The organism is Microbulbifer mixtoriginis (SeqCode), assembly GCF_052467945.1.
The window spans coordinates 1,566,426-1,577,821 of record NZ_CP174328.1 but is presented as its reverse complement, the minus strand read 5'-3'; the positions used below and the strand labels follow the sequence as shown (position 1 = coordinate 1,577,821).

The 11,396-nt window shown below is 46.1% G+C and carries 14 protein-coding genes and 1 pseudogene; 5 read left to right on the top strand and 10 right to left on the bottom strand.

What is annotated here, in order from left to right:
- Positions 1 to 580: 580 nt before the first annotated feature.
- Complete coding sequence (locus ACJJIJ_RS06985) at positions 581 to 1,474, top strand: hypothetical protein (RefSeq protein WP_444939050.1); 894 nt, start codon at positions 581 to 583, stop codon at positions 1,472 to 1,474.
- 53 nt (positions 1,475 to 1,527) lie between these two features.
- Here ACJJIJ_RS06985 and ACJJIJ_RS06980 read toward each other — a convergent pair whose 3' ends face one another.
- The 3 genes and pseudogenes from ACJJIJ_RS06980 to ACJJIJ_RS06970 form a co-directional block, all read right to left on the bottom strand.
- Entirely contained in the window at positions 1,528 to 2,775 is a 1,248-nt protein-coding gene (locus tag ACJJIJ_RS06980; protein WP_444939049.1) for a Y-family DNA polymerase, read from the bottom strand.
- Positions 2,776 to 3,257, bottom strand: a pseudogene (locus ACJJIJ_RS06975) (LexA family protein). It abuts the gene before it with no gap.
- Between the two features lie 21 nt (positions 3,258 to 3,278).
- Positions 3,279 to 3,488, bottom strand: coding sequence for a hypothetical protein (locus ACJJIJ_RS06970; RefSeq protein ID WP_444939048.1), 210 nt, complete (start codon positions 3,486 to 3,488; stop codon positions 3,279 to 3,281).
- Between the two features lie 241 nt (positions 3,489 to 3,729).
- Here ACJJIJ_RS06970 and ACJJIJ_RS06965 point away from each other — a divergent pair, with 241 nt between their 5' ends.
- Complete coding sequence (locus tag ACJJIJ_RS06965) at positions 3,730 to 4,071, top strand: helix-turn-helix domain-containing protein (RefSeq protein ID WP_444939047.1); 342 nt, start codon at positions 3,730 to 3,732, stop codon at positions 4,069 to 4,071.
- 142 nt (positions 4,072 to 4,213) lie between these two features.
- Here the strand turns inward: ACJJIJ_RS06965 and ACJJIJ_RS06960 are convergent, their stop codons facing one another.
- From ACJJIJ_RS06960 to ACJJIJ_RS06940, 5 genes are all read right to left on the bottom strand, one after another.
- The gene (locus ACJJIJ_RS06960; protein WP_444939046.1) at positions 4,214 to 4,846 is read right to left on the bottom strand and encodes a hypothetical protein; all 633 of its coding nucleotides are present in this window, start codon (positions 4,844 to 4,846) and stop codon (positions 4,214 to 4,216) included.
- A 99-nt stretch (positions 4,847 to 4,945) separates the two neighbouring features.
- Positions 4,946 to 5,458: an HAD family hydrolase gene (locus ACJJIJ_RS06955; RefSeq protein ID WP_444939045.1), complete on the bottom strand. Its 513-nt coding sequence runs from the start codon at positions 5,456 to 5,458 to the stop codon at positions 4,946 to 4,948.
- Between the two features lie 97 nt (positions 5,459 to 5,555).
- Positions 5,556 to 5,939, bottom strand: a complete 384-nt coding sequence (locus ACJJIJ_RS06950; RefSeq protein WP_444939044.1) for an immunity protein Imm33 domain-containing protein — start codon at positions 5,937 to 5,939, stop codon at positions 5,556 to 5,558.
- Between the two features lie 13 nt (positions 5,940 to 5,952).
- Entirely contained in the window at positions 5,953 to 6,351 is a 399-nt protein-coding gene (locus ACJJIJ_RS06945) for a VOC family protein (protein ID WP_444939043.1), read from the bottom strand.
- A gap of 162 nt (positions 6,352 to 6,513) precedes the next feature.
- Positions 6,514 to 7,188 carry an abortive infection system antitoxin AbiGi family protein gene (locus ACJJIJ_RS06940; RefSeq protein ID WP_444939042.1) on the bottom strand — a complete coding sequence of 225 codons (675 nt, stop codon included), beginning with the start codon at positions 7,186 to 7,188 and terminating at the stop codon, positions 6,514 to 6,516.
- A 322-nt stretch (positions 7,189 to 7,510) separates the two neighbouring features.
- On the opposite strand from ACJJIJ_RS06940, the gene ACJJIJ_RS06935 reads away from it, so the two are divergent.
- The 3 genes from ACJJIJ_RS06935 (at position 7,511) to ACJJIJ_RS06925 (ending at position 10,138) form a co-directional block, all read left to right on the top strand.
- A complete protein-coding gene (locus ACJJIJ_RS06935) occupies positions 7,511 to 8,371 on the top strand; it encodes an IS110 family transposase (RefSeq protein WP_444939041.1) in 861 nt (286 codons plus the stop codon).
- 797 nt (positions 8,372 to 9,168) lie between these two features.
- On the top strand, positions 9,169 to 9,708 hold the full coding sequence (locus tag ACJJIJ_RS06930; RefSeq protein ID WP_444939040.1) for a cysteine hydrolase family protein: 540 nt from the start codon (positions 9,169 to 9,171) through the stop codon (positions 9,706 to 9,708).
- A gap of 121 nt (positions 9,709 to 9,829) precedes the next feature.
- A complete protein-coding gene (locus ACJJIJ_RS06925; RefSeq protein ID WP_444939039.1) occupies positions 9,830 to 10,138 on the top strand; it encodes a hypothetical protein in 309 nt (102 codons plus the stop codon).
- Between the two features lie 624 nt (positions 10,139 to 10,762).
- On the opposite strand, the gene ACJJIJ_RS06920 is transcribed toward ACJJIJ_RS06925, so the two are convergent.
- Positions 10,763 to 10,882 (bottom strand): DUF4113 domain-containing protein, encoded by a 120-nt coding sequence (locus ACJJIJ_RS06920; RefSeq protein ID WP_444939038.1) that lies wholly within the window; start codon positions 10,880 to 10,882, stop codon positions 10,763 to 10,765.
- Between the two features lie 107 nt (positions 10,883 to 10,989).
- Positions 10,990 to 11,145: a hypothetical protein gene (locus tag ACJJIJ_RS06915; protein ID WP_444900832.1), complete on the bottom strand. Its 156-nt coding sequence runs from the start codon at positions 11,143 to 11,145 to the stop codon at positions 10,990 to 10,992.
- Positions 11,146 to 11,396: the final 251 nt, after the last annotated feature.

The following is an 11,396-nucleotide window of genomic DNA, read 5'->3' as shown; positions in this document are numbered from 1 at the left end:
TCGTCTTGTCATGGTCTGCATCCTTTCTTGAAAGTCCGTGCCTAAGGGCAACATAACTACCCATGTCTCTATTGGCAGGTCTACTTTATGCGACATGAGAGAGAAAATAAAGCCCACTCGTGGTGTTTGTGGGCGTCATTCCTTTGGTACACGGAACATATTTCGGTACAGTACCGAATCAGGCTTGGCCAAAATAGCAGGATAAAATGACCTTGAAGTGGCCAAAACACCCAGCAAAAACAAAAATGTCTTACTAATCAATGAGTTATATAAGACTTAAAATCTCCCGGCTTCACGGCCGTGCCGGTTCAAGTCCGGCCCCGGGCACCACGCACTCTATCAGAATCAACAAGTTAGATATTTTTTGGTGCAAATTTGGTGCACCCATTTTCAAAGTTGATTCTTAAATAATTGCCTTCTCCTCATGTATCTCTTCATAGTCTCTTACTGAGCTTCTTCTCCTGATCAATTAGTTCAAAACGCACTCGCCTCCATATTCGCAGGCGTAAAATGATATGGCCACTAGACATCAATACTGCCAAATTTAATAATTCGCCGATGTCAAAAAATGGAAAGACATATGGCTGAAATAGGCTTTAAGGTAGCATGGGCAAGACTTGTAAACTGGCGGTCGCCAAAGGGGCCCATTGAGGAGCGCACTCTTTGGCAGATAGGCTGGTTTAAGGCGGCTTTCTACATTCCTCTGTTCCTTGCGATAATCTCCGCTGTCTGGATAGCCGCTCGGCTAGACCTTCCCTGGGATCCAACTTATGTTGGCTTAAATCGGCTCTTCGACATCTATAAATTTCCTATCGCTGTTTTTTCTCTTGCACTGCCATTTACAGCATTCATAGCGACAAATCATAGATCAGCTCAGTCTGCCGAGAGCCTAAAAAGAGTGGAACTCCAAAACTCTTTCTCAAACTATTTTACCCACAGAAAAGAATTCTTCGATTTGCTTTCAGAACTTGAAACAAAACTCAAGATTACATTTTCTGATACGGGCGCACTCTATCAGAATTGCTTTCCAAGAAATAAAAAAATCGAATTCAATATTGATCCTACCGGCCTTAAAGAAGATGCCGCCCAGCCTTACCTGCTCTATTTAGATGAAAAATTCGAAAATGCCGAAATGAAAATTACCTATCCTGAGGTACCTTTTACTCAAGAAAAAATAATAGAAATTTATGGCACCTACTCAGAATTATCAAACCAGCTATTTTTTCAAGTGAAAGATGGGGTACAGATAAATGGTGCAAAGATAGGATTTTCTATCGAAAACCCTTTAATCCATAGGGAGTTAATTAGTGACGTATTGATTCAACTTGGGAGATTTTCTGACATTGACTGTTTTAATGCCCGTCAAATCCATCACTGTGAAGATTTTGATGCTGCTGCCAGAGTATACTTCAAACCAGAAAATAATTGTCACACCCCAGAAAACAAACTCATAGACACCCCTATTGAGAGTTGATTACTTAACACTTGAAATTGCCAGACTAAGGTGTATTTCTTAAACAACTCAAGTTACCACCCTCGGCAACCCCCCGATCGGGTGGTATAGGCAGGCGATGTAAATGCCTGCCTCATCTTCCATTTTTTCTGAATCCCCTCAGCACCTAGAAACAGCGTCCCGCGACCGAACTTTTTATTGATCCTGTCCATCGCTTGCATGGTCTGCCCTGCCCTAACGCATTGCCCCGGGGTGAACAAATCACCCTGCCCCAGGGCGCGGGGGATTATCTCGATTAGCCCGACGCCTGCTTTCATAAAGCGGCAGCCGGGGCGGTATAAATCGGCAATGGCCTCTCTTACCAGCCGCACGATTACCCGTGTGTCGTCGGTGGGGTATGGGGTCTGCACTACGGCGCTGCGGCTGTAGTAGTTGGGTTCATGGGGTGAGGTGTGCAGGAATAGATGGATCGACTTAACCAGCGATTTCTGTGTGCGTAGTTTCTCTGCGGCCCTGCTTGCGTAGAGGGTGGCGGCCTGAAGTATCAGCGCTAGCTCGGTGAGCTTTTCACCGAAGGAGCGGGTGCAATAGATCTGCTTCTTCGCTGGGGGCTCTTCCTCCAAGCCCAGGCAGGGAATCCCGTTCAATTCTTCAATAGTGCGCTCAATATTCACGTTGATACGACGGCGCAAAATTTTCGGGTTAGCCTGCGCCAGGTCATAGGCGGTCTCTATACCGAAATCCGCCAGGCGCTTGGTGAGGCGTCGGCCTATACCCCACACATCATTGACGGCGGTGCGGCGCTGCATCCATTGCCACTTCTGTGGCGTATCCAATGCACAGACGCCATCGCACTTGGGGATTTTCTTGGCCGCGCGGTTAGCGAGCTTGGCCAGGGTTTTACTGGGGGCGATTCCCACACCGACAGGCATACGAATATTGCGCCACAGGATGTTGCGGATCTTGCGGCCGTAATCGCTCCAATCTTCCTGCAGCCCGTGCAGGTCCAAAAACATCTCATCAATGCTATAGACCTCCACATTGGGGCCGAACCCCCGCAGAGTGGTCATTACCCGGTGGGAGATATCGCCATACAGGGGATAATTACTGGAGAAGATGGCCACCCGATGCGCGCGCAGCAGGTGCTGAACCTTAAAGAAGGGCTCCAGGTCGCCAATGCCCAATAGCTTTGCCTCTTTGGAGCGCGCCACCACAAAGCCATCGTTATTGGAGAGCACCACCACCGGGCGCCCGCGCAGGTCCCGTCGGAATATCTGCTCGCAGCTGGCGTAGCAGCTATTGCAGTCCACCAATACCAGCATTTAGCGCGGCCGATGGTAACGCACCGAAGCCTTTACCACCCCCTCCACAATCAATTCCTGCCCCTCCCAAATAGGGATTGGGGCGTAGTCATCATTGGCAGAGAGCAGCCGCCCCTGCTGCTGATCCAGCACCTTGCAGGTGAGCTGCCCATCCAGGGCCACCACCACCACATCACCATGGGCAGGGGTTAGCGAGCGATAATCAATAGATCCTTGTCAAAGATGCCAAGCCCCATCATGGAATCCCCATTCGCCCGCGCCATAAAGGTCGCCGCCGGCTTGCTGATCAGATGCTCATCCAGGCTGAGAGCCGCCTCCTTGTGGTCATCGGCGGGAGAGGGAAAGCCACAGGCAATGCCGTGGCCATAGAGTGGGGAAAGATTTATTCTGGAAACCCTAAATACTGTATATTTATACAGTTTATTGCTAGAGGGTAGCAACCGGCAAAGGCAATGGATGACTATGAGGCCGGTACCACTCACGGCACCGACTCTACAAAGCAGTCAGGCAGCCTCCTCAATTGCAGATCTTCCCCCTGGGGTCTTTTGCTCATAAGCGCAGATAACACCTTCAAGCACGAGCCCTACCTCCTCGCCAATAAGCTGCAGCAAGGCTTTACGGGCCAGCTGATTCGGACAATCCGCAACCCGTTCCAGGCCGGTACATAGATTGTTGACGTAGTGAAGTTGTTGAACATGAGCGGTCAAAGGCATGGTCTACCTCCTTGTAGGAACGACAAATCCTAACCACCAAAGGCAAGTGCCTCGGCGACTTCTAGCCACCAGGTTCCCTATAGTGATTTATTCGGGCTTTTGGCGACAAACACCGGAACATTACTAACAATTTCACAGTTTATGAACGGAGATTCTGGATTATTTCTAATTTAGCAATGCAAAATGCGGTTTATTTCAAAAATCGAAAATTTGTTATTACGGAAGTACCTAATACGGCTAGATGTTGGAGGCCGGGACACTGGGCGAACACCTGCGCAACGCACGGAAATTGAAGGGGAAGACGATCGCACAATTGGCCAACCAGCTGGGGCTAACACCATCTCAAGTTTCGAAAATGGAAACAGGCAAGCAGAAGATAGCGGCGGAGCTGCTGCCGGTCTGGTGTGAGACGGTGGGGATTACTTTGGCCGAGGTGTACGGGGCCGAGAACCGGCACCACTTTGCGCAGGCTCCCTTTCCGCCACTTATAGCTCGTCTATATGCGCAGCTGCCGCAGGAGTTTCGTCGGCATATTCACCGAGTGATTGAGAGTAGTTACCAGCTTTGGAAAGGGAGGCGATAACGGTGGCGTTCACCAGGTAAGGGCGTTCGTTTGGTTGGGTAGCTGGAGGAAGGACGACGCCCTTATTCCGGTGCAACGCGTTGTTATCTGGCTGTTGCCATTTTCCATTGATTGAACGCGTCCGTTAGCTGCGCAGACATCTTTATTCAAGATACTCCATTCTCCAGCGTGCCGGGCCGATGACTTGGGTGACGGCTTTGGCCCCAGCCGAAGCGCCGCTAAAGCTGCCGATAAATGGGGTGGCGCAATCAAAAGTTAAAAGCCAGCCAGCATCGGGTGTGGGGCAGGCAAGATATACTTTGAACGTCTCGCCCGAAGGAATACGGAAGTGCACAACAAAACCGCTGCCGCAGAGAAGTTGTACCACGTCATCGACAGGCGTCCCGCCGGCGCTAATGTTCACATGCATTCGGTCAAAACGCGAAAAGTCCTCACCTTCCTGTGCGACATACAGTTGCGGATAGGAAACGCCATGGGTCTCGTCCAGTGTGGTCAGCTCTCCGCCTCCGGGAATATGGGGCTCGCGTCCTGCCTGGGCGATGATTTCCAGTAGACGTTCACGGGATAGCAGAAAGTGTGGCATCACTTCCGCGACACGCTCCGTCGAAGGTTTGGGATCGGCCAAAAAGGCCTTAAGGTCGTTGGAGAGGCCCGACCAATCCTGCGCCCAAATCCGGGCGCCGATCGGCGCCAGCGCTGTGTTGATTTCGTCAAGTGCATACAAGTCAGCTTGCTCGCCGTCGCTTTCTAACCGGATCCCGCTGTCGAGTTTCATTTGAGTCTCGGTCGATTAATGCCCCACTGGTTCAACTTCACGCCAGATAACGCCCGCGTCATTTGCCGCAGCGCAGCGGAGGTCAAATGCACGCGTTTGTTATATTTTTGCCGCATTCTTTAGGTTGCTACCCTTTAGCGACACAATTTGATCTGCCAAAGTGAAAAGCTCTTCATCAATGGCACTGCCGTAGTATGGTTTAACTTCGATCACATTATTGTATTCAGACTTCACCAGATGTGGCTTATCATCAATGACTATAAAATTTTCGTAGCTCCAACCTAGCTCAACGATTTTTCTTGTATCTTTGACAAACACATCATAACCGTCATTTTCAGTTATTTGAACGCAATCTTCCCTGGTCAAAAGAAACTCTAGGTTATCTACACCACCAAAAAGTCTTTTAACGATATCCTGAGTATACAGGCCATAAGACGCTGTCCAAACCGCTAAAGCGAAATGCTCGGACAATTCTGCAAGGAGTCTCTCGGCTCCGGGCCTCATATGCACCATCGCATTTGATATAGAAAAACTTGGTTTCTTACCAATCCATTCATGGCATGAGTGAATTAGTGTTTCATCCAAGTCAAGAACAACTAGTTGTCTACTCATAGTGGCCTAATAAATATAACGCCCCGCACAGGGGCAGACAAATAAGCGCAGCGTTTTGGCTGTCCCAGCGACCAACGGGAGCGATTGCTGCGACTTGTTACATGCTGGTGATCTGTGGATCATGCCATACGTCCTCGTACTCGCCAGCGACCAAGAATCTATAACCTGGAGGCAATGATAAATACTGCTCTACTTCAGGTAGATACTCTGATATATGGCTAACATGCAATGGCTTGAAAAAATCTGCGTCTTCGGACATTTCTTCGCCGCACCAGATATACCAGCCACATGTTCCATTCTCGGGATTATGTCGCAAGCCATTAATTGGCGCCTTACCAATAGTTTCGATAGCTATACCTAGCTTTTCGCCTTCATTGGAGGGAAGTGGCATTGCATCGAATTTTTTACATATTTCCTTTTGGCTTGGCGCAATATTTCCTAAGGCATGTAACGCCGCACTCAGGTGTGCCGTAGGCGCCACCTGGAATGCTTTGTTAGCTGCGTGTTGGTTGATGGAACTCTATAACATTGTCATCTGGATCTCTTATAAAGAAAAACTGAGCCCCGTTGTATTCGACTTCACCTGTTATAGGAAAACCCAGAGCTTCGACGTTACTTTTGGCTGAATCATAATCTGTTATTTCTAAAGCGATGTGCGTATAGCCTGGATATTTCATATCACCTTCCATTAGCACATTTTTCCTTGGTGCATCCTTTGAAGCATTAAGGATCAAGTTGATGTTAACTCCTGATGGATGCTCAACTATAGCTACTGGCTCAGGGCCAACTGGGCCAACTATAAACTCAAAACCTAGCTTGCCATAGAATTCACGAGAGACATCCAAATCTCTAACTCTCAATCCTACATGATTAATTCTGGTTATATCTTTCATCATCGTCCCTTGATATTGAGTGTAAATGATTAGGAGCAGCTAAAGCCGCAATCAGCGGCAGACTAGTTGTTGATTGTTTTATGCAGCAATGGCGTAGCCATGCACAAAACAAGCGACGACTAGTCTGTCCAAGCCACGAAATGGCTGTGCTGCATTGCTTTGTTATGTTTTTTCTTTCCAGCGCTTAAGCTTAACTTTGCATTCTGGTAGGTGCGCTAAAGTCAATATCCTTTGACGTTCAGGCTCTGTTTTGACGTATACAAATGCCACGTCAGAATAGCTAAAACGCAATGGATATTTTTCTAGTCGTTTATTGTACTTATCACGATTCTTGTCATATGTAGAAAAATTTTCGGATATTCTATTTCCACCAATTTGTTTGCGACTTGGCACAAACCGCCATTCATTTTCAGCCTTGAAGTCGAAGTTTGATTCATTAAAGTAGCTATTGAACCCATACACATGCTTAGTGAAACACTTAAGTTGAATAATTGGCAAGCGAAGTGTACTAGGAATTATTTTTCTCTGGCGTGCTTTTAATAGTGAAACTAACCCTTGGGCTGCAGGAGAATTTTTCTCGACGTAATTGACTGGACTTAGACCTTGATTCAATGCCCAATTCTTAGTAAGTGCCACACCATATCCACCATACGTTACGACTTTTGTAAGCAACTCGACATCGCTATAGTCACTGAAAGAAACCATAGGATGTGCGGCTCTCGATATAACCTTGCCAGTCTTGTCTCCAAAGTACTCACCACAGTAGCTTAACCTGAATGAGCGAGACGACAGGATTGAGCAAAGATGTTCGAACTCTCTCGTGAAATGAACTATCAAGCTAGATCCTCTAAAACATAACGCCTAGCACACGGGCGGCCGAAGCAAAGCGTAGGCCGTCCAGCCCACATATTTTGTGGGCAATCGTGCTGCTTTTGTATGGTTGTTCTTGTCCGATTCTGATGTTGAAAATCCTTTTCGCTAACGGGTAAATTGAGACCCACCTTCGGCGGCCACCGAAGGCCTTGTTTGTCACAGTTCGTTGCTGCGCCGGTTCATAAAGACCGTTAACAAGTATGAACGTGACAGACACTCACTAGGCATAACTCGAATAGTCATGTGGGCCTCGAGCCCGAATAGCAAGGCGGAGATAGCTTATCTTATGGAACCTCAAGAGATCAATGTCGGTATCGATACCAGCAGTAAACAACTCGATATTTATGTGAGACCTAATGGCCAATTCTTTAGTGTTACCAATGATAAAAATGGTATTAAGGATGCCATTAAACAACTACAACCTCTTAAACCTGAAAGAGTATTGATCGAGTCCACAGGAAGGCTAGAATTAGAATTTGTCTGTGCTGCTCATAAAGCGGGACTGCCGATAGTTGTTTGCAATCCTTCACAAGTAAGAAACTTTGCAAAGTCAGCGGGGCGGCTCGCAAAAACAGATAAGCTGGATGCAATTGATATCGCACATCTTGGTGAAGCAATGAAGCCAAGATTGTCATCGATCAAACCAGAAAAACTAAGAAATATCAGTGATTTGCTGACGGTCAGGAACCAGTGCTTAGAAATGAGCACAATGCAAAAGAATCGCCTCAAGAGAATGCCTAAGTCTGTTCACAAGCCCATTCAGGCTATCTTAAAGGCCATCAAAAAAGAGCTAGAAGGAGTCGGCAATGTACTGGCTTACACGCTAATGAGCGAACTTCCTGAGCTGGGCAAGTTGAACCGCAAAGAGATTGCAGCCCTTGTGGGTATCGCCCCGATGAATCGTGATAGCGGCAGCTTCCAGGGTAAGCGCTATATTCGAGGTGGGCGACATCGTGTACGCACGGTTTTGTTTGTTTCTATGATGTCGGCAATACAATGCCACCCTAAATTAAAGCCAATGTATGAGCGCCTGGTCGCTGCTGGTAAACCAAAGAAAGTAGCCCTTATCGCATGTATGAGGAAACAACTTACCATCCTAAATACAATGGTAAAAAACAACACTTACTGGGATGAGAAAATGGCTTAAATATTTGACAAAGGGCCATAGTCACTTAGCATTGTATACAGCAGAAATAAATGCGGACTCTGTCTCTCCACCCATGATTTACAAAGAGTGAAAAGAGGTAATTGCCTAAATTTTCAATAGAGTGATGGGCTCAGCCTAAGAGATTCATTAATCTGAGTTGACTCTTACTAAACAAACCTCAGCCGACATTTTCCTCCCATCGCCAGGAGAAGTCATTCACGGGCGACCCAGATTAACTCTTACAATAGCATTTTCTCACCACGCGCTTATCGCCCCAGCTTGCTTACGGTCATCATTGCTCAACATTACCCCGTTGAGATACTCACATACTGCACCTGTAGTTAATAGAGAAGCCCTCAAACCCCTTAGTTGCTAGCTTTCTGGGGAATCGCAGCCTAAGAAAAAAGCCTATTTTATTCTGTGTATATCGATGAGTTAGTCATTAGTCTTGAACATTTTTTATCCTCTTAAATTACCACCAGAAATCAACCTGGACTGACCTGATACCGGGCCATTTATAATCATACTCAATTGAATTTTCGATCATCGCGCTGTTATTTCTGGGAGACTCTTAAAAATCAAATGTCCCCCCTTCTAACCAATGAGCCACGTGATCACTAGAAAAGTTGATAGCGGTCATGATGGCCACTTTCCATTTGTCTCTACAGTACCAAGTAGCTGCAGCCTATTAATTTAGCTGCAGGAAGAAGCTAGTTGGCGTATATTTGCAAATGAAATAATAGTCGTTGTGATAAGGTCACAATGTAACTGTCAGACCAACAACATATGGATTCTTAATGTCCCAAAGCAAAGCCCTTTTAGTTATCGATGTTCAAAACGCTCTTTGTCACGGTAAAGGAGCTACATATAATGCACTTGGGGCAATCGATAACATCAACCTAGTTGCGTCGCGAGCAAGACAGGCTGGTGCCCCGGTCATTTATATTCAGCATGATACTGAGTCAGATGCTTTAAGGTATCAGGCAGAGAGCTGGCAACTTCCAAAAGAGCTAGAGAACTCAGACTCAGATATTTACGTAAGAAAGCAGGCCTCAGACTCTTTCAAGGACACCGATCTCAAAGACCACCTGGATAGATTAGATATTCAGGAGCTAATTATATGCGGCATGCAAAGTGAGTTTTGCGTAGATAGTACATTAAGGTGTGCCCTATCGCTTGGCTACACTGTCACCGTCATAGCGGATGGCCACACAACTGTAGATAACGATATTATTCCTGCAAATACGATATCCAAGCATCATAACTGCACTTGGGAGAATATTACCAGCTATAGCGCAAGAGCAACTGCAATCAATGCTAATGAGATCGTACTATGAGAGACCTAATAGATTTAGACAAACGGACAAATTACTCTGCCTTTGGCTCCGTAATTTGCCATTGCTAAAAGAGCTATTTATCGCTCAAGTGCCAGAATTCTGGGCACCACAAGGAGGTTAGATGTTAGGAAATCAAGCCGCAAAAGAAATAACGTATTGGCATATCGCACTTAATATCAGTTTTACACTTTGGTTTTTAGCTAAAATTGCAAAGCGCAAAGAGCTATTGTCATCTGATATATCTATTACGCTAAGCGCTGCTTGTGCATTGCTATTGTTGGTTACAGTCGGTGGACTATCACTAAAATTATTCAGGAAGCTGCCTGCACTGACTATTTCTATTTTAAGCATACTTCCGCTGATTAATTTTTTCGTCTTTTTCTACTTAAATTACAAGATAAGGAAAGCAAAGAGACAGCTGTACGACTAAGCCTATGTAACAACTCCATTAAGCTTCTGCAGCCTTCTGCGTAGCTCACAGGGCGCGGGCTAAAGCCGACTTTCGTTTGAGCGAAGAGCGAAATCAGTTAGCTTTTGAAAAAGAAATGAGCCGTATAAGGGAGAGGAGATAATCGAATATTGAGGGCAATCAGACTCTGAAGATACGCTCAATGAGCGTAGATTTTTAATTTTAAAGTGGAACCTATTGAGAAGGCGGAGATGCATTAGTTGCACTCCAAAAGACTTTCTATTCAATTCGAATGAATGTAACCGAGTAAAAGAAATTTACTGTATTTTGAAAGGGGGATAAACCCACCAGTGGAAGGAATTCTTGCTTAAGAGCAGAGACAATTACCATTATGCAAGAGGTTTCCCCTGTACAGTACAGAGAAGTTCGTTTACTCGATCGTATATTTGTAATTGATTTTTCATAGTATTCCTGCAACTTTGACAGACCAGTTAGTAAAAGGCTTTGTAAGTGCTACCAGATCGGTATAACAAGTGAAGAGGGTTTTTCATCTTCTCTACTTAAAGCCAAAGATTGGGCGAGGCATTTATTCACAAGGTTGAAAATTAACCAAATCCTCAAATCACCACTCTCGGCAAATCCCCCCTACCGAGTGGTATAAGCAGGCGATGTAAACACCTGACGACGTATCTTCCACTTTTTCTGGATACCCTCGGCTACTAGAAACAGCGTCCCGTGACCAAGCTTTTTATTGATCCGGTCCATCGTCTACATGGTTTCCCCTTCCCTGTCCCATTTCCCTGACTGAGGGCACGGGGGATTATTACGCCTAGCCCGGCTGCCGCTTTCATAAAGCGGCAGCCGGGAGGCTATCAATCCGCAATGGTTTCTCTTACCAGCCGCACGATCACCCCCGTGGCACCGGTGGAGTATGGGGTCTGCACTACGGCGCTGCGACTGTAGTAATTGGGCTCACGGGGTAAGGCATGTAGGAATACATGTAAGGCTGTAAACCTCCACTTTGGCACCTAATACCCGCAGGATAGCCATTACTCTGTGGGAGATATCGCCATTCAGAGTAATTTCTAGAGAAGGTCGCACCAGATGAATGTGCAACCAGCACGGAACTCAGGAAGTACATCAAGTTATTAAATATTGAGATTTTTTTGCTTAGCATCAAAGTTGCGTTATGGGATAGTTGCTATAGATCTATAGAAATATGACGCAAAATATATCAATTTTTGTAACTCATTAATTTTATTTCCTTTTATTTTGATAG